The following is an 18,249-nucleotide window of genomic DNA, read 5'->3' as shown; positions in this document are numbered from 1 at the left end:
CGTGTCGGTCGCAACCGCAACGACCATCAGTGAACGGCAATGGTCGCGCACGATCGTGAGGATCCGCCGACGGCGTATCCTTCGCGTGACCGTCACATCGCTGATCGTCGTCGCACTATGTTGCGCGTACGTGATCGCCGACGTCACCGATCTGATCGCCGGACCACTGACCTTGCAGCCGGTCGAACGCAAGACGATCCCGGCCGCACTGTCCTCGCGTACAGCCGGCATGATCGCAGGTATCGTGGATTCGTCGGCCGCCATCGACACCGCCGCCGCGAAGCAGCTGATCGACGCGTTCGGCAAAACCAGCGGCGTCGGCGACCATTATTCGGTCGCGATCGCCGCCGCGGACGGCACGATCGTCGCCCAACACGAGGCCGACACGTCGAGAGAGCCGGCCTCCACCATGAAAACGCTCACCGCGCTCGCCGCATCCAGCACGCTCGACATGGGATCGACGCTCTCCACCGACGTGTACCTGACCGACGTCGATGACTCCGGCGGCACCGGCACGCTGATCCTGCGCGGCAACGGCGACATGCTGCTGTCCGCAGGGAACAACGACCCCGATCACGTCAACGGCCGGGCCGGGCTCGGCACGCTCGCCGCGCGCACGGCACAGGCGCTGCGCAAGCAAGGCGTCAGCTCGGTGACACTGATGGTCGACGATTCCCTGTTCGGCTCCGAGAGGTACCCGTCCGACATCGCCGACAACAATCCCGACAACCTGTACTACACGGGCGTCAGCTCCCTCGCCATCGACGGAGGCCGGCAATGGGACGGCGGCGCGCCCGCCGACCCCGACATCTTCAGCGCATACCCGCGCCTCAGCCAGACCACGGCCTCGGATGCGGCGAACGTATTCGCCGCGCGGCTCGCCGAGCACGGCATCACCGTCTCCAATACGACCATCGACGTGGCCGAAACGGAACCGGCGACGGCAAGCGACGGACTTGCGCCGATCGCATCCGTCGAATCGGCCACGCTCGCCGAAATCCTCGCCTTCACGCTACGCCACTCCGACAACACGCTCGCCGAGGAGTTCGGCCGACTCACCGCACTCGCCGCCGGAGAGAACAACACGCCGCAAGGCGCGACCAAGGCCGTGCGCGCCGCGCTGGCCGCGCTCGGCATCGACACGGACGGGCTGACGATGGCCGACTGTTCGGGACTATCGCCGGGCTCGAAGGTGAGCGTCAAGACACTCGTCGAAGTACAGGCGCACAACCTCACGGCGTCCGGCGCGGCAGCGGCGGCCGAAGGACTGTCGATCCCCGGACTCGTCGGTACGGCCGCGAACCGTGCGGTCAGCGACGACACGCTTGGCCTGCTGCGCGTCAAGACCGGCAGCCTGAGCGAGGTCACCTCGATGACCGGCAACGTCTCGCGCATCGGCGGTGGCACGCTCGCGTTCTCGGTGATCGTCAACCAGCCGGACGACTGGGCGGCGGCGAAGGACGCGATCGACGTGTTCGTGGACGGGCTGGCACGACTCTAACGGCCCGGTCGGGCGCAACGGCAGTCGGCCGCCGTCCGTGACGGGCACCCGGGGCAAAGGCGGAAAACATGGTGTACACGAAACGACTGAAAGCCGGCATCGGTGCGGTGCGCGCGGCATTGCTCGGGATCGGCATCGACCGGCAGGACGAGCGGTTCGCCCGGCACGGCGAGCATGAGGCGGCCGCGGATGCGCCTCTCGTCCTCGTCGCGTGCTCCGGCGGACGCGATTCGATGGCGTTGGCGGCATTGGCCGGCACGGTGTGCGCGAGTCTGGGCGTGCGCTGCGGCGCGGTGATCGTCGACCACGGCATGCAGGACGGTTCGGCCGAGGTCGCGGCGCGGGCCGCCGACCGGTGCCGTGGCCTGGGCCTCGGTCCGGTGACCGTGCGCCGCGTGCAGGTGCGCGCCGACGGCAGGGGAGCGGAGGCCGCGGCTCGAGACGCACGGTACGCGGCGATCTGCGAGACGGCACGAGATGCCGATGCGGCCGCGGTGCTGCTCGCGCACACGAAGAACGACCAGGCGGAAACGGTGCTGATCGGACTGCTGCGTTCCGGCGGCGTGGACGCGCTCGCCGGCATGCCGGAACGGTTCGTGCGTGAAGATGTCGTGTTCGCCCGGCCGCTGTTGTGCATGACCCGTGAAGACACCACCGGCGTATGTGAGGATCTCGGACTGCAATGGTGGGACGACCCGACCAACGGGGACGGCCTCGCGAGATGTCATCTCGACCGGAGCGTAGCGGAGCGGAGAGATCTTTCGGAGGAAACGAGTGAACAGATTTCTCGACTCACTGCGTTCGCTCGAAATGACAGTGTGAAGGCTGCGTTCGCTCGAAATGACGGTGTGAAGGCTGCGTTCGCTCGAAATGACGGTGTGAAGGCCTCTTCGGACGCGAATCTTCCCCTCAGATCACGGATTCGCCACGGGCTGATGCCGTTGCTGGTGCAGTTCACCGGCTCCGACGTCGTCTCGCATCTTGCGGACGGCGCCCGTCTCATGAGACGGGACAAGGACTATCTCGACATGCAAGCCGATCGCGCCGCTGCACAGGCCGTACTCGATCCCGAACCGGAAGATGCCGTCAGACTATCGGTCGCCGCATTGCAGTCCGAACACCCCGCCATCCGGCTGCGTGTCATCGCGCACGCGCTGGGCGCCGCGAACGTCGCCGCCACGGCCACGCAGATCGAATCCATCGACCGTCTCATCGCCGACTGGCACGGTCAGTCGGCTGTGAATCTTCCCAGAGGATACTCAGCCTTCCGTCAGAAACACGTCATTCGTGTGTGCCAAGATGGTGCGCATGCGAATCGCCGACGTCCAGAATGACATTGACCACGAACTGGTCAGCAAAGAACAGATCGACAGCAAGATCAACGAGATCGCGGCCCGCGTAAGCGAGGAATACCGCGGCAAGGACCTGCTGCTCGTCGCCGTGCTCAAAGGCGCGGTCAATACGCTTGCCGCGTTCTCGCAAGCGCTGAGCATCCCCGTCCAACTCGACTTCATGAGCCTGTCCAGCTATGGCTCGGGCACCAAGTCGAGTGGCACCGTGACGATCCGTCAGGATCTGTCCACCGATGTTCGCGGCCGGCACATCCTGATCGTCGAAGATATCATTGACTCCGGGCGTACGCTCGCATGGCTGGTCGACGAACTCAAGCGTCGCGGCGCGGCCTCCGTCGAGATCTTCGCGTTGCTGGAAAAGCCCGCGCGGCGCGAGGTCGACGTCGACGTGAAATACCGCGGCTATGAGATCCCCGACGAATTCGTCGTCGGATTCGGCCTCGACTACGACGAGCGCTACCGCAATCTCGACTCGATCGCGGTGCTCAAGCCCGAAGTGTATCAAGGAGTGAACGCATGAGCTATCCCCAGGGCCCCCAGCAGCAGGGGCCGGGCAACAACAATCCGTTCGGCAACCCGTTCAACCGCAATAACGGTAACAACAACGCGGGCAACAACGGCGGCAAGAAGCCGTTCTGGCAGTCGCCGTGGCTGTGGGGCGTGCTGCTCGTCGTGCTCGCGGTCGTCTCGTTCCAGATCTTCGCGGGTTCCGGCTCGCAGACCATCGACACGAAGGACGGCATCTCGCTGCTGCAGTCCGGCGAGATCAAGTACGCCGAGATCGTCGACAACACGCAGCAGATCAAGCTCGAGCTGAACAACGACTTCGTCAAGAAGGACGCCGACACCGGCAAAACGCGCAACTACGGCAAGAACGTCCAGTTCTACTACGCGTACGCGCAGAGCGCCCAGGTCGTGCAGCTCATCAACAAGGCCAACCCGTCGAAGGGCTGGACCACCAGCATGCAGCAGAGCGGCATCATCAGCTATCTGGCGAACATGCTGTTCCCGATCATCCTGATCGTGGCCTGCTGGTGGCTGCTCATGCGCAACATGGGCGGTGCCGGCGGCATGCTCGGCATGGGCGGCAAGAAGAACAACGGCAAGCTGCTCGACGGCCAGACCCCGACCACCAAGTTCGCCGACGTGGCCGGCGAGGACGCCGCCGTGCAGGAAGTCGAGGAGATCAAGGACTTCCTCAAGGACCCGTCCAAGTACAAGGCGCTCGGCGCGCGCATCCCGCGCGGCGTGCTGCTGTACGGCCCTCCGGGCACCGGCAAGACGCTGCTCGCGCGAGCCATCGCCGGCGAGGCGGGCGTGCCGTTCTATTCGATGGCCGGCTCCGACTTCGTGGAGATGTTCGTTGGCCTCGGCGCTTCCCGTGTGCGTGACCTGTTCGACGAGGCGAAGAAGAACGCGCCTGCCATCATCTTCATCGACGAGATCGACGCCGTCGGCCGCAAGCGCGGCTCCGGCATTTCCGGCGGCCACGACGAGCGCGAGCAGACCCTGAACCAGCTGCTCGTCGAGATGGACGGTTTCGACAACGACACCAACCTCATCATCATCGCCGCGACCAACCGTCCCGACGTGCTCGACCCCGCGCTGCTGCGCCCGGGCCGTTTCGACCGTCAGGTCGCCGTCGAGGCCCCGGATCTCGAAGGCCGCGAGCAGATCCTCAAGGTGCACGCCAAGGGCAAGCCGTTCGTGCCGGACGTCGATCTGCACATGGTCGCCGTGCGCACGCCGGGCTTCACCGGCGCCGATCTGGCGAACGTGCTCAACGAGGCCGCGCTGCTGTGCGCCCGCGCCGGCGCGCAGCTGATCGACAACCGCGCCATCGACGAGGCCATCGACCGCGTCCAGGCCGGTCCGAAGCGCAAGTCCAAGGGCATGGCACTCGACGAGCTGCGCAACACCGCGTACCACGAGGGCGGCCACGCGCTCGTCGCCGCCGCGCTGCACAACACCGACCCGGTCACCAAGGTCACGATCCTGCCGCGAGGCCGCGCGCTCGGCTACACGGCCGTCATGCCGACCTCCGACCGCTACTCGCAGACCCGCAACCAGCTGCTCGACCAGATGGCGTACGCGATGGGCGGCCGCACCGCCGAGGAGATCGTGTTCCACGACCCGACCACCGGCGCGTCCAACGACATTGAGAAGGCCACGGCCATCGCCCGCACGATGGTGCTCGAATACGGCTTCTCGAAGCGGCTCGGCGCGATCAAGTGGGGTAGCGAGGACACCAACGGTGCCGACTACGACGCACTCGCCCCGCACAAGTACTCCGACCAGACCGCCGAGATCATCGACGAGGAGGTGCTCAAGCTGGTCGAGACCGCGCATAACGAGGCGTGGACGATCATCAACGAGAACCGTGACGTGCTCGACGAACTCGTGCGCCAGCTGCTCGTCAAGGAGACGCTCAACGAGAAGGAACTGGCCGAGATCTTCTCGAAGATCCGCAAGGCCCCGGAACGCCCGGTATGGCTGTCGAACGACCGCCGGCCGGATTCGGATCTGCCGCCGGTGGAGATCCCCGAGTCGCTCAAGCGCTCGGTCGGCATGAAGCCCGGCGAGTGAGGCGACGGCAAGATGAGTGAAGTTGCGGCGTGCTGCATCGACGGCACGCCGCAACTTGTATGTGAGGTTCCCTGCATCCTGACCGGGAACCCGAGAACGAAGTAGGAGAAGACGTATGGCATATGACGAGGAAGGCGTGAAGCAGGCGGTGCGCCTGTTCCTGAAATCGATCGGCGAGGATCCGGACCGCGAGGGGCTGCTCGAGACCCCCGACCGCATCGCGCGAGCGGGACGGGAGATCTTCTCGGGACTGGGCAAGGGGCCGCAGGAGGTGCTCGCCAAGCGATTCCCGGTCGAGACCGACGAGATGGTGCTCGTGCGCGACATCGAACTGTTCTCGGTGTGCGAACACCACCTGCTGCCGTTCCACGGCGTGGCCCACGTGGGCTACATCCCGTCCAACGGCCAGGTCGTGGGGCTGAGCAAGCTGGCCCGCCTCGTGGAACTGTACGCCCGCCGTCCGCAGGTACAGGAGCGCATCACCCAGCAGGTGGCCGACGCGCTGATGGAATACGCGGACGCCAAGGGCGTGATCGTCGTGACCGAATGCGAGCACATGTGCATGGCGATGCGCGGCGTGAACAAGCCCGCCTCGCGCACCGTGACCTCGGCTGTGCGCGGCGTGATGCGCAATCCCGCCACCCGCGCTGAAGCCATGAGCCTGATCATGGCGCAGCATTAATGCATATCGTTGTGGAAGGGGAATATATGACTGATTTGCAGGCACTGCATGACACCGACCGCACGCTCGTGATGGGCGTGCTCAACATCACCGAGGACTCGTTCTCGGACGGCGGACTGTGGCTCGACCCGGCCAAGGCTCGCGAGCACGGGCTCGCGATGCTCGACGACGGCGCCGACATCATCGACATCGGTGCGGAATCCACACGCCCCGGCGCCAAGCGCGTGTCCGAGGCCGACGAGCTGAACCGCGTCACCGGCGCGGTTAAGGCGCTGCTCGGAGGCGAGCTCGGCCATCACGACGCGATCCTGTCGATCGACACGACCCGCGCGCTCGTCGCCGCGGCCGCGCTCGAGGACGGCGCGCAGATCATCAACGACGTCTCCGGCGGCACGCTCGACAAGGAGCTGCCGCACGTCGTCGCCGACCACGACTGTCTGTACATCGTGCAGCATTGGCGCGGCTGGCTTGCCGGCGCGAAGGGCGCGACGCCGGACGCCGACACCTCGCACTACGAGCACGGCGTGCTGAAGGACGTCAAGGACGAACTGATGCGTCAGGTCGACGCGGTGCTCGAGGCCGGCGTCAAGCCCGAACGCATCGTCATCGACCCGGGTCTGGGCTTCTCCAAGCCCGGCATCGAGCACAATCTGCCGCTGCTCGCCGGTCTGCAGGCGTTCGAGGACACCGGCTATCCGGTATTGATCGGCGCGTCCCGCAAGCGGTTCGTCTCCGCAGTGCTGGCCGAAGCCGGATTCGCCGAGCCGGACATGGATGACCGCGACAACGCGACCGCCGCGATCTCGGCCCTGAGCGCCGAACACGGCGCGTGGGCCGTGCGCGTGCACGACGTGCGCCGCAGCCGCGCCGCCGTCGCCGTGGGCCTTCAGTGGCGCGCGGCCAAGTAAACGAATGCACCGACTGACGAATAACTGACGAATAAAGGAGCGTGGTGATGGACACGATTCGTCTGACCGGCGTGCAGGCCGAGGGCACGCACGGCGTGCTCGATTTCGAACACGAGCAGCCCCAGCCGTTCGTCGTGGACGCCGTGCTGCACGTCGACCTGACACGCGCCGGCCACACTGACGATCTCGGCGACACCGTCAACTACGGCTTGGTCGCCGAACGGATTGTCGACATCATCCAGGGCGAGCACGTCGATCTGATCGAACGGCTCGCCGCCCGCATCGCCGACGCGATCCTCACTGAACATCCGCTCGTGCGGTCCGTCGACATCACTGTGCACAAGCCGAACGCGCCGATCACTGTACCGTTCGCCGACGTGGCCGTCTCCATCAGCCGCACGCGCGACGACGCGGACGTATCCGCCTCGCAGCCCGTGCAGTCCGCGACCGTCCATCATGCGGTCATCGCGATAGGTGGCAACATCGGCGACGTGGCGGCCACGCTGCGCTCCGCCGTCGCCGACATCGACGGCCTCGAAGGCACGCAGGTCACCGGCGTTTCCCCGCTGTACCGCACCGCCGCATGGGGCATGGCCGACGGTACACCGGATTTCCTCAACGCCGTGCTCGAAGTCGCCACCACGCTGCCGGCGGCCGATCTGCTGGCCGGACTGCAGTCGATCGAAGCGGCGCACGGCCGCACGCGCGAGGCACACTGGTCGTCGCGTACGCTCGACCTCGACATCATCGACTACGAACATATCGTCAGTGACGACCCGAACCTCACCCTGCCGCACCCGCGCGCATGGCAGCGGGCGTTCGTGCTCGCACCATGGCACGCGCTCGACCCCAAGGCCACGCTCGGCGGACGGCACGGGGGAACGGTCACGGAGCTACTCGCCGCGGCGCCCGACCGCGACGACGTGTACGAGGACGCCGCCGACTGGATGACCGGCGGAGATGACCGTGACTGCGAGCCGGGCCCGTCGGACGCGACCGCGCCCGCTTGCGTGTTCGGGCGGCACGACGACGGCATCGCCGGACGATGTGATGCCGCCACCGAACCGGACGCGCCGGTGTTCCGCACCGCGATCGTATCGATGGACAGCACGTCGCACGACGCTGAACACCTGTTCCGCTCCGTGATCGTCGCGATCGACGGCGTGCCGGGCACACAGATCGACGGCATCTCGCCGCTCTACCACGTGAGCAACTTCGAAGGGCCGGACGCGATGGCCGCCGTCGTGCAATTGACCACGAACCTCGGCGCACGCGATCTGATCGGCGTGCTCGAAGGCATCGAACAGTCCGTCGTGTCCGCTGTTGCGGGCGCGGACACAGACACTTCGCCCGACGAACCGTCGCGTCACCGTCTGCTCGACCTCGACCTGATCGATATAGATGGCGTGACCTTGAACGAACCGGACTGCCGCGTGCCGTGGCCGAGCGCAAGCCGGCATGCGGCAGTGCTCGCGCCGTGGCTCGACATGGATCCGGACGCCCGCCTCGGCGGAGAACCGGTCTCGTTCCTGCTTGCCATGGCGCCGGACGCCGACCGCGTCGGGCTGCTGACGGACCATTGGATCATCGGAGGAACGCTATGAAGGCACACCGGACACCGTGGTGGTACTACCTCATCGCCATCGTATGCGGTCTGATCGGCGGCGCGCTGCTCGCCAAATACGATGAGGCAACCGGATTCGCGCTGATCGGCGTGCCATGGTTCATCTCCGCACTGTTGCTGCTGATCGGCGTGAGCGTGCTGATCATGGCGTTGCAGGTGCACAAGTACGCGACGACCGACCCGCGCAAACGTGCCGCGTTGAAGCCGCTCGACCCGCAGAAGGCCGTATCCACGCTGGTGTTGGCCAAATCGCTCGGTCTGGTCGGCGCGGCGCTCGCCGGATGGTACGGCGGCCAGATCCTCATGATCATCGACCATGCCGAAGCGCAGTATTATGCGCAGGTAATCCTCGAATGCGCGATCGCGTGCGTCGTGTGCGTGGCTGACATGGTGATCGGCATCGTGGGGGAGTGGCTGTGCCAGCTGCCGCCGATGGACGGCCCGGAAAGCGCCAAGATGAAGGAGGCTGCGCGCCGCCAGCGCGGCATTGCGCCGGCGGCCGTCAAGTCAAGGCCGTAGCCCCGGCTACGCCTGCGGGACGCGGATCATGGCCTCCTGCGCGATCACGGCGACCAGTTCGCCGTCGCGCGAATACACCTTCGCAGAACCCAATCCGCGGCCGTGCGCGGCGGTCGGCGTGTCCTGCACGTACAGATGCCACTGGTTGATGTCCACGTCGCGATACCACCACATCGAATGGTCGATCGAGGCGTACGAAATCCCCGGCGTCGCGATGCTCAGCCCCGCGCGGCGCAGCACCGGCTCCATCATGAGCTGGTCGCAGCCCAGCGCCAGCATCGCGCGGTGCATCACCTGCGGCACGTCCACCGCACCGTCCGCCTTCATCCACACCATCTGCGTGCCGGAATCCTGACGCGCGCTCTCCTTGTCCGGCCCCAGCATGATCGTGCGCGTCACGTGGCGAATGTCGAACGGCGACTTCTCCGCATAGAACTTCGCGAACGGCGAGCGCTGCGCGAACGGGGTCATCAGTTCCTTCGCGCTGGTCAGACCTTCCGGGTCGGGCACGTCGTCGGGCATCGGGTCGGAGAACTCCACGCCGGTCTGGCCGGTCTGCTGGAAGCTGGCGATCGCGGTGAGGATCGGGCCCTGTGACTGCGTGACGTTGATGCGGCGCGCCGAGAACGAGCGGCCGTCGCGCAGCGTCTCCACGTCGAACAGCAGGTCCTGGTGGATGTCGCCGGCGGAGATGAAGTAGCCGTGGATCGAATGCGGCAGACGGTCGGGGTCGACGGTCTTCGAGGCGGCGATCAGCGACTGGGCGATGACCTGGCCGCCGTACACGCGGCCGGTCGGGAAGTACAGGCTTTCCCCGTTGATGTACGTGTGGCCCCGGTATTGCGACGGTTCCCCGAGCCGCAGCACCTTCACCAGATGTTCCAATGGCGTCAACGTCGTCTGCGTCATGACTGTACCAACTCCCCATGTGACGATTCGTATGCAACGCAAGCAGTCTATCGGTCGCAGGTAAAAAACGGCAGGGAGTTTTGTAACGAGCGTAAGCCTCGCGTAAGGAAAATATGAACGGCCGGTGACGGATCAACGTCACCGGCCGTTCAATGCCGTATGCTCGCGTCGGTTATCGGCTCACTCGCCCTTCTTGCGGCCGCGGCGCTTCATGGTGCCGGCGGTCGCCTTGTCGGCGTCGAAGATCACGGCCTTGTCGTTCGCGAACACGGTGCCGTCGACCGACTGGAAGGAGATTTCGTCCTCCGGAGCCTCGGCGAGGTCGAAGTACTTGCCGATGGCGGCCACGAGCGTGGCGTCCTTGATGCTGACGGACGCGGTCTGCTTGCCTTCCGGCTTGCTGAACTTCACCGAGTTGTCGGCCTTGGCGGTGGTCGGGGTCACGGCGATCTGACGGGTCTTGTCGTTGATCAGCACCTTCACGTACGCCGGGTAGCCCAGCTCGATGGCGGTGGACTTGTTGAACTTCACCGAGTTGGCGGTGACCGTCATCACGGTCTGGCCGGCGGGCTTAACCAGACGCACTTCCTCGAATCCCTGCAGCGCGGATGCCATAATTATGCTCCTTTAATAGAACGGATAATGTTGCGCAATTACTGCACGTTATATCAACACGCAATATTGTATCGTATCCTAACGTTGAAATCGCATAATACAACAGATAATATGCGGATAAATCCCGCGATAAATCCACAATAATATCTGAGCGATATGACGGGGGTATTGCATGGCATATATTCCATGCAATTACCGTGATGATTCCATTCGTTGTTTCCCGTGCTGCCGTATCGGTCGACCATTGGCGTCCGGCCGGTATGGCCGGACGCGTAATCCGTGGTGAATGACGGCTGACCTGCGGGAGACATCTGGCTGAAATCCGTCGCGGGTGCAGGCGCGTGTATGGCGCGGGCCGTCGATCGGCGATACGCTGGGAAGAAGCATCACACCAGATAAGGTAAGGGAGGCCCGGACATGAAGAAACTCATTCTCGATCTCGACACCGGCATCGACGACACGCTCGCCATCGCCTACGCGCTCGGCAGCGGGGAAGCCGAACTCGTCGGCATCACCGGCACGTTCGGCAACGTGACCGTCGACCAGGGCGTGCGCAACGCGCTCGCCGTCACCGACCTGTTCGGGCACCCGGAAGTCCCCGTCTACCGCGGCGTCGACCATCCGCTCGCGCGCGACACATTCTCGGTGAGCGCGGGATCGGCGTTCATCCACGGCAAGAACGGCATCGGCGAGGTCGACATCCCCGACTCGAACCGCGAGCCCGAATCCGAACCGGCCGTCGACTTCATCATCGACGCGGCCAAAACGTACGGCAAGGAACTGACCTACGTGCCCACCGGATCGCTGACCAACATCGCGACCGCGCTGCAACGCGCCCCCGAAATCCGCAATCTGCTCGGCGGCATCGTGCTCATGGGCGGCGCGCTCACCGTGCCCGGCAACGTAAACGCATGGACCGAGGCGAACATCGCGCAGGACCCGGAAGCGGCCGACTACCTGTTCCGTTCCGGCGTACGCAGCGAAATGATCGGCCTCGACGTGACCATGCAGACGCTGCTCACCCGCAAGCAGACCTCGCAATGGCGCGAGCTCGGCACGCCGGCCGGCCGGTTCCTCGCCGACATGACCGACTACTACATCCGCGCCTACGAACAGACCGCGCCTGGGCTCGGCGGCTGCGGACTGCACGATCCGCTCGCCGTCGCCACCGCGCTCGACCCGACGCTCGTGGCCACGCTGCCGATCAACCTCAAAGTCGAACTGGACGGGCCGACGCGCGGCCGCACGATCGGCGACTACGACCGACTCAACGACCCGTTCAAGACCACGTCGGTCGCCATCGCGGTCAACGTGTCGCGCTTCCTCGACGACTTCATGGGCCGTGTTACGGCCATCGCCGCACAGCACTGACCGCCTCCGGCGTCGCCCGCCGGGAACATCCTGTCGCCCGCTGCTAAGCTGGGCGGCAGGGAGGGGATGCCTATGCAGCAGCACGAAACGATACCGGCCGGCGAGGCGTACGGCGCGTTCGACGAGGAACGATGGGCTCCCGAACCGCCTAAATCCCGTTCGCGCACCGCGTTCGAACGCGACCGCGCGCGGCTCATCCACTCCTCCGCGTTGCGCAGGCTCGGCGCGAAAAGCCAGATCCTGATCGCCGGAACCGACGACTTCGCCCGCACCCGGCTCACCCACACGCTCGAAGTCGCCCAGATCGGCCGGCAGATCGGCACACTGCTCGGCTGCGACCCCGACGTGGTCGACTGCGCATGCCTCGCCCACGACCTCGGCCATCCACCGTTCGGACACAACGGCGAACGCGCCCTGGCCGACATCGCCGCGAGCATCGGGGGATTCGAAGGCAACGCGCAGACCCTACGGCTGCTCACCCGCCTCGAACCGAAGGTCTTCCACCCCGACGGGCGTTCCGCGGGCGTGAACCTCACCCGCGCCTCGCTCGATGCGGCCGTCAAATACCCGTGGACGCTCGCCGAAGCGGATCTGCATCCCAAAGGCGAGCGCAGCAAGAAATTCTGCGTCTATCCGGACGACGAGCCGGTGTTCCGGTGGCTCAAGGCCAACGCGCCTGTTGCCGCCAGGCCGATCGAATGCCAGGTGATGGACCTGGCCGACGACATCGCCTACAGCGTGCATGACGTGGAGGACGCGATCGCCACAGGCTCGTTCGACCCTGTCTCGCTCGTCGATCCGCGTGTATTGGACGGCATCGTGACCGCGACACGCGAATGGTACGGCAGCCGGTGGGATGCGGACGAACTGCTCGCCGCCCTGTGCCGGCTCAAGGCGTTGCACCTGTTCCCCGACCATTTCACCGGCTCCCGGTCCTCGCTCGCGGGGCTCAAGAACATCACCAGCGATCTGATCGGCCGGTTCTCGTGGTCGGTCGAACAGGCCACCCGCGACACGTACGGCGATGGCCCGCTGGTGCGCTATGGCGCGAACGTGGTCATTCCCGACGAGACGGGTTATGAGATCGTCGCGCTCAAAGGCATCGCCGTGTACTTCGTCATGGCGCCGAACGAACGCCAACCCATGCATCAGGAGGAGCGCAGGATCATCGAGGACCTGATCGACGTGCTCATGGCGAACGGCGCCGCGCCTTCGGACGCGCTCGAAAGCGTGTTCCTCGACGATTGGAACGAAGCCACCAACGACAACGAACGCCTGCGTGTCGCCGTCGATCAGGTCGCATCCCTCACCGACAACTCCGCCCTCGCCCTCCACTCGATTCTGTGCTGAGTCGGCTGTTACGAAACGACATACGTAACGTTTTGCTGGAACGAGGTGGGTATCGGCATACATGATGTGCGACCGTATGACTTGGCCGAGCGGCCCGGAGCGTGTCGAACATCATGTATGCCGATACCCACCGGCCTCAACGTAAAACAGAGCCGACAAGCCAGCTCCCAGCGTGACGGTATCCTAGAACGTTATGGCCGGGATGATCAAGAAAGAAGACGTGGAAAAGGTGCGCGCCGCCGCGGACCTGTACGACATCGTATCCGCAAGTGTGACGCTCAAGGCGTCCGGCACGGGCACGTTCGTCGGACTGTGCCCGTTCCACGACGAGAAGACCCCGAGCTTCAACGTGCGCCCGGCGCTCGGCGTATGGCACTGCTTCGGCTGCGGGCTCGGCGGCGACGTGTTCAAATTCGTCGAGCAGCAGGAGAACATCGACTTCCGCGAGGCCGTGGAACTGCTCGCCGACAAATACCACATCGAACTGCACTACGAGAATGGTCAGTCGACCGACAAGCCTGCCGGATCCAAACGCGCCCGCCTGCTCGAGGCGAACGAGGAGGCGCAGCGCTTCTTCGTCTCACAAATCCTCACCAAGGAGGCGCTGCCCGCCCGCAAGCTGCTCGGCGGCCGCAACTTCAGCCAGGCCGATTGCGAACGCTTCGGCTGCGGCTACGCGCCGCAAGGCTGGGACAATCTCGTACGCCACCTGGCCGGCAAGGGCTTCACCCAGCAGGAGATGCTCGACGCCGGTCTTGCCCGGCAGGGCCAGCGCGGTATCTACGACTACTTCCGCGGACGCGTCACCTGGCCGATCCGCGATTCGACCGGCCGCACTCTCGGCTTCGGCGCGCGCAAACTGTACGAGGACGACACGGTCAACGCGAAATACATCAACACGCCCGACACGGCCCTGTACCGCAAGACGCAGGTGCTGTACGGCATTGACATCGCCAAGGCCGCGATCGTCAAAAAACGCCAGGTCGTGATCGTCGAAGGGTACACCGACGTCATGGCCATGCACCTGGCCGGCATCGACACGGCCGTGGCGACCTGCGGCACCGCGTTCGGCGCGGAGCATGCGAAGATCGTGCGCCGTCTCATCGCCGACGACTCGCTCGGCGCGGTGCAACTGGTCGGCCCGCTCAAGGTCAACGGACAGTCGCTCAGCTCGCGCATCGTGTTCACGTTCGACGGCGATGCGGCCGGCCAGAAGGCCGCGCTGCACGCGTTCGGACTCGACGCGGCGTTCCTCTCGCAGACGTTCGTGGCCGTGGCCGACGACAACCTCGACCCGTGCGACCTGAGGATCGAACGCGGCAACGAGGCGGTGCGCTCGCTGATCGACCATGCGAAACCGTTGTACGACTTCGTGATCGACGCGGTGGTCGACCGGTTCGACACGTCGTACGCGATGGGCCAGCTAGGCGCGGTGAAGGCCGCGGCCCCGCTGATCGCGCAGATCCGCGACCGTTCCCAACGCGACGTGTACGCGCGCAAGGCGACCCGGCGCATCGGCATCGACCTGGACATCATGCAGCGCGAGGTGCGAGACGCGGTGCGCCGGCTGCACACGCGCGACGAGGACGCGTACGCGGCCAAACGCCGCGGCGGTGCGTTCGGCGGCGGCATGCCGGGGGAGAGCGGCGAATTCGGCGGCGAGCCGGGCATGCCGGGCGCCGGTTTCGCCGGACGCGCGACGCCCGGGCAGAACCCGTATGCGAACCCGGCCGCACGACGGTCGCTGGAGAGGCGCGACGCGAACGAACAGACCTACTATCATGTCGACGATGCGGTGTTCATCTGCGAACAGCAGTTCATGGCCACGCTCATCCAGGTGCCGCGCGCGATCGATCCGACCATGTTCGCCTCGCTCACGCTGTCGAACTTCATGACGCCGGTGTTCCGCTCCCTGTTCCAGGCGATCGCCGCGGCCGGCGGACTGCCGAGCGCCGACATGCCGCAGGGCCTATGGCTGCACAATCTCGCCAAGGCCGGAGGACCATTGCTTGAACCGGTGGTCAACGAACTGGCGGTGATGCCGCTGCCGTTGCCACCCAACGAGAACGATCTCAAGGCCGGCGACGCGGGCGCCCCCACGGCGGCACCGGCGAACGGCGCCGCCGCGCAACTGCGCCCGGCCACACCCGCCGAACAGCAGTACGCGGCCGAACTGACCGCGAAACTGCTCGACATGGGGTTCATGCGACGCATCGGCGCGGCCAAACGCCAGATGTCCGCCTTGCCGGACGGCGAGCAGAAGATCGCCATCCTCGGCCAGATCACCCAGATGGAAGCCGCTCGCAAGGACCTTGCCGCCCAGATCTTCGGCAATAACGTCGCCTGACGGTGTCGTGCGCGATGCGTGACCTGCAGGTGAACTTTGCCTACGCTGCGGTGACATCTTGGCGACCGGCATGGTGCGCGACGTTCCACGGCCATAGGCTGAAAGCATGAAGCAGTGGCGTGATGACGGCAGAATCGAAATGGCCTCGGGCCCGCAGATGATGGCGGCGATGGAATCCGCGGCGGCCATCCCCGAACCGTGGGAGGTGCCGGGCGCCATACCGGTGCCGCATCCGGTCCGCCGCCCGCTCGACGGAGCCCGGGAACGGCTGCGCAGACGGCTGGTGTCCGCGCGTCGTCTGCATCTGCGCGGCGAACGCGGCGCCACGGCAGAGAAACGCATGCGTCGTCCGTTCCCGTGGTGGACGTATGCGATCGCGTTCGTGCTGTTTTCGGTCGCCGCGGTGTCCATGCTGCAATGGAGCGTGATGGTCGCGCGCGGCCGCACCACGCCGTGGATGTTCTTCATCAAGATGTTCGGCATCGGCGCGGACGGGCGCGCGTCGCAACCCGGCCAGTTCCAATTCCTGCTCAACCTGCTCGTGATCGGCGTGATCTACGCGGTGCTCGTGCTCACCGTCAACCGGTTCTGGATCGCCAGCGGGCTGTTCGTCACGGCGGTCGGCGTCATCGCCGTGCTCGAACGTATGAAGGTGCTCGTCCGTTCCGAAACGATCCGGCCCACCGACATCACGCTCATGGCCAGCGGCGGAGCGGGCGGCATGGGCGACACCGTCACCAACACGCCGGCCGGATCGTTCGAGGCGATCATCCAGATGACGGTCACGGTCGCGATCCTGATCGCCGTCTGCGTCGTCGCGCGCGTTTTCGACGGGCGCGGCTCGCTGATCGCCACCCCGCGCCGGTTCATCGGACGCATCCGCCGCGGACTCGCCGCCGTGATCTGCACCGCGATGCTCGTCGCGTTCGCCGCCGACCTGGGCACCACCGGCTCATGGGCGAACTCGTTCGCCGCCGGCTTCGGCGACAAGGCGAAACTGTGGGATTCCATCGAGGACGCGCAGTCGAACGGCGTCGCGGTCGGCTTCCTGCGTCTGACCCGTCCCAAGGTCATGGACCAGCCGGCCGGCTACAGCGAGGCCACCATGCGCAAGCTCGCGCAACGCTACTCGTCGCAGGCCGTCGCGATCAACCGCACGCGCACCACGAACCTCACCGACGGCACGGTCGTCATGATCCTGTCCGAATCGTTCTCCGACCCGACCCGAGTGCCCGGCATCTCGCTCAATGAGGACCCGATGCCATACATCCGCGAACTCAAAAAGACCACCACATCCGGCCTGATGCTCTCGTCCGGCTACGGCGGCGGCACCGCGAACCTCGAGTTCCAAGCGCTCACCGGACTGAGCATGACCAACTTCGACGCGTCGCTGTCCAGCCCCTACCAGCAGCTCGTGCCGCAGATGAGCTGGTCGCCGTCGTTCAACCAGATCTGGAACGCGGCCGGCGACACCAGCCAGGCCGTCCACCCGTACAACCCCGCGCTGTACTCGCGCACCACGAACTACCGCAAGTTCGGATTCGCGAACTTCTACTCGCAGAACGATCCGCTCATCGCAGGCCACGCGAAACGACTCGACCGGTCGCACTACATCAGCGACGAAACGTCGTACGACAGCGTGCTGAACCTCATCAAGGACGCGGCGAACAGCACGTCCGGCAGCCAGTTCATCCAACTGGTCACCATGCAGAACCACATGGGCTACGAGAACTGGTACGACCACAACCAGTTCAAGGCCAGCTCCACCACCGGCACGCCGCTGTCAGCCGACGAACGCACGCACATCGACACGTACGCCAAGGGCATGAGCTACACCGACCAATACACCAAGGAGTTCCTCGCCAAGCTCGACGCGATGAACAAGCCGGTCACCGTGATCTTCTACGGCGACCACCTGCCGAGCATTTATAAGCACGCCAGCGCCGACGACCGCAATTCGATCCCGCTGCACGAGACAGACTATTTCATCTGGTCGAACCAGGCCGCACGCAAGGCGACAGGCAAGTCGGAGACCGTGGGCGCGAAGAGCGGCAATCATGCGGGCGGCGACGGTCCGAACGCCGCCGAGAACGCATACACGTCGCCGAACTACCTCATGGCACAGACCGCCACGCACCTGAACGCGCGCGTCTCGCCGTACCTCGCGTTCCTGACGGCCATGCACCGTGCCGTGCCCGCGATGGAACCGCCCGTGGTCAACGTGACACAGGGCTGGACGCGCATTCCGGAAGGAACGCCGCTCTACCTCGACGGCAGCGGCAAGCAGATCGACGTGAGCCGCGCGTCGGCCGCGACCAAACGGCTGCTCGACGACTACCGGCTCATCCAGTACGACATCACCGCCGGCAACGGCTACCTCAAGTCGCTGGGATTCATGGACGTACCGGAAAAATAGTCGTTGCGCATTAAAAAATTAACGACAAACGATAAATTTGGCGTATACTGGAAGCGTAAGCATCACTAT

General features: G+C 65.5%; 14 protein-coding genes. 12 read left to right on the top strand and 2 right to left on the bottom strand.

Annotated features, from left to right (window positions below; translation table 11 throughout):
* Window position 1: 1 nt before the first annotated feature.
* From KIH76_RS02035 to KIH76_RS02000, 8 genes are all read left to right on the top strand, one after another.
* Window positions 2-1,501: a D-alanyl-D-alanine carboxypeptidase/D-alanyl-D-alanine-endopeptidase gene (locus KIH76_RS02035; RefSeq protein ID WP_214374220.1), complete on the top strand. Its 1,500-nt coding sequence runs from the start codon at window positions 2-4 to the stop codon at window positions 1,499-1,501.
* 68 nt (window positions 1,502-1,569) lie between these two features.
* Window positions 1,570-2,835 carry a tRNA lysidine(34) synthetase TilS gene (tilS, locus tag KIH76_RS11510; RefSeq protein WP_236036745.1) on the top strand — a complete coding sequence of 422 codons (1,266 nt, stop codon included), beginning with the start codon at window positions 1,570-1,572 and terminating at the stop codon, window positions 2,833-2,835.
* Complete coding sequence (hpt, locus tag KIH76_RS02025) at window positions 2,810-3,373, top strand: hypoxanthine phosphoribosyltransferase (protein WP_214374221.1); 564 nt, start codon at window positions 2,810-2,812, stop codon at window positions 3,371-3,373. The genes tilS and hpt overlap by 26 nt, the downstream gene beginning before the upstream one ends.
* Complete coding sequence (ftsH, locus tag KIH76_RS02020; protein WP_219069031.1) at window positions 3,370-5,439, top strand: ATP-dependent zinc metalloprotease FtsH; 2,070 nt, start codon at window positions 3,370-3,372, stop codon at window positions 5,437-5,439. The genes hpt and ftsH overlap by 4 nt, the downstream gene beginning before the upstream one ends.
* Before the next feature lie 115 nt (window positions 5,440-5,554).
* Window positions 5,555-6,121 (top strand): GTP cyclohydrolase I FolE, encoded by a 567-nt coding sequence (gene folE, locus KIH76_RS02015; protein WP_214374223.1) that lies wholly within the window; start codon window positions 5,555-5,557, stop codon window positions 6,119-6,121.
* A gap of 26 nt (window positions 6,122-6,147) precedes the next feature.
* Window positions 6,148-7,029 (top strand): dihydropteroate synthase, encoded by an 882-nt coding sequence (gene folP / locus KIH76_RS02010; RefSeq protein ID WP_214374224.1) that lies wholly within the window; start codon window positions 6,148-6,150, stop codon window positions 7,027-7,029.
* A gap of 47 nt (window positions 7,030-7,076) precedes the next feature.
* Entirely contained in the window at window positions 7,077-8,633 is a 1,557-nt protein-coding gene (gene folK, locus KIH76_RS02005) for a 2-amino-4-hydroxy-6-hydroxymethyldihydropteridine diphosphokinase (protein WP_214374225.1), read from the top strand.
* Window positions 8,630-9,172, top strand: coding sequence for a DUF3180 domain-containing protein (locus KIH76_RS02000; protein WP_214374226.1), 543 nt, complete (start codon window positions 8,630-8,632; stop codon window positions 9,170-9,172). Before folK ends, KIH76_RS02000 begins: the two co-directional genes overlap by 4 nt.
* A gap of 6 nt (window positions 9,173-9,178) precedes the next feature.
* Here KIH76_RS02000 and KIH76_RS01995 read toward each other — a convergent pair whose 3' ends face one another.
* Window positions 9,179-10,081: an acyl-CoA thioesterase gene (locus KIH76_RS01995; protein ID WP_214374227.1), complete on the bottom strand. Its 903-nt coding sequence runs from the start codon at window positions 10,079-10,081 to the stop codon at window positions 9,179-9,181.
* Window positions 10,082-10,261: 180 nt separating this feature from the next.
* Window positions 10,262-10,696, bottom strand: coding sequence for a hypothetical protein (locus KIH76_RS01990; protein WP_219069029.1), 435 nt, complete (start codon window positions 10,694-10,696; stop codon window positions 10,262-10,264).
* A 417-nt stretch (window positions 10,697-11,113) separates the two neighbouring features.
* Here KIH76_RS01990 and KIH76_RS01985 point away from each other — a divergent pair, with 417 nt between their 5' ends.
* The 4 genes from KIH76_RS01985 (at window position 11,114) to KIH76_RS01970 (ending at window position 18,180) form a co-directional block, all read left to right on the top strand.
* Complete coding sequence (locus tag KIH76_RS01985) at window positions 11,114-12,067, top strand: nucleoside hydrolase (protein ID WP_214374229.1); 954 nt, start codon at window positions 11,114-11,116, stop codon at window positions 12,065-12,067.
* A 72-nt stretch (window positions 12,068-12,139) separates the two neighbouring features.
* Window positions 12,140-13,417, top strand: coding sequence for a deoxyguanosinetriphosphate triphosphohydrolase (locus KIH76_RS01980; protein WP_236036744.1), 1,278 nt, complete (start codon window positions 12,140-12,142; stop codon window positions 13,415-13,417).
* Between the two features lie 193 nt (window positions 13,418-13,610).
* A complete protein-coding gene (gene dnaG / locus KIH76_RS01975; RefSeq protein ID WP_219069025.1) occupies window positions 13,611-15,764 on the top strand; it encodes a DNA primase in 2,154 nt (717 codons plus the stop codon).
* 106 nt (window positions 15,765-15,870) lie between these two features.
* Complete coding sequence (locus tag KIH76_RS01970; RefSeq protein WP_236036743.1) at window positions 15,871-18,180, top strand: LTA synthase family protein; 2,310 nt, start codon at window positions 15,871-15,873, stop codon at window positions 18,178-18,180.
* Window positions 18,181-18,249: the final 69 nt, after the last annotated feature.

This window comes from Bifidobacterium simiiventris (genome assembly GCF_019331715.1).
Classification (GTDB): Bacteria; Actinomycetota; Actinomycetes; order Actinomycetales; family Bifidobacteriaceae; genus Bifidobacterium; species Bifidobacterium simiiventris.
The sequence above is the reverse complement of the archived record's forward strand: the minus strand, read 5'-3'. Positions and strand labels throughout refer to the sequence as shown.

Coding starts and splice junctions, on each gene's coding strand:
- KIH76_RS01985 (WP_214374229.1), top strand. CDS start 11,114: ATGAAGAAACTCATTCTCGATCTCGACACCGGCATCGACGACACGCTC.
- KIH76_RS01995 (WP_214374227.1), bottom strand. CDS start 10,081: ATGACGCAGACGACGTTGACGCCATTGGAACATCTGGTGAAGGTGCTG.
- ftsH (WP_219069031.1), top strand. CDS start 3,370: ATGAGCTATCCCCAGGGCCCCCAGCAGCAGGGGCCGGGCAACAACAAT.
- KIH76_RS02000 (WP_214374226.1), top strand. CDS start 8,630: ATGAAGGCACACCGGACACCGTGGTGGTACTACCTCATCGCCATCGTA.
- tilS (WP_236036745.1), top strand. CDS start 1,570: ATGGTGTACACGAAACGACTGAAAGCCGGCATCGGTGCGGTGCGCGCG.
- folK (WP_214374225.1), top strand. CDS start 7,077: ATGGACACGATTCGTCTGACCGGCGTGCAGGCCGAGGGCACGCACGGC.
- hpt (WP_214374221.1), top strand. CDS start 2,810: ATGCGAATCGCCGACGTCCAGAATGACATTGACCACGAACTGGTCAGC.
- KIH76_RS01970 (WP_236036743.1), top strand. CDS start 15,871: ATGAAGCAGTGGCGTGATGACGGCAGAATCGAAATGGCCTCGGGCCCG.
- folE (WP_214374223.1), top strand. CDS start 5,555: ATGGCATATGACGAGGAAGGCGTGAAGCAGGCGGTGCGCCTGTTCCTG.
- dnaG (WP_219069025.1), top strand. CDS start 13,611: ATGGCCGGGATGATCAAGAAAGAAGACGTGGAAAAGGTGCGCGCCGCC.
- KIH76_RS01980 (WP_236036744.1), top strand. CDS start 12,140: ATGCAGCAGCACGAAACGATACCGGCCGGCGAGGCGTACGGCGCGTTC.
- KIH76_RS01990 (WP_219069029.1), bottom strand. CDS start 10,696: ATGGCATCCGCGCTGCAGGGATTCGAGGAAGTGCGTCTGGTTAAGCCC.
- folP (WP_214374224.1), top strand. CDS start 6,148: ATGACTGATTTGCAGGCACTGCATGACACCGACCGCACGCTCGTGATG.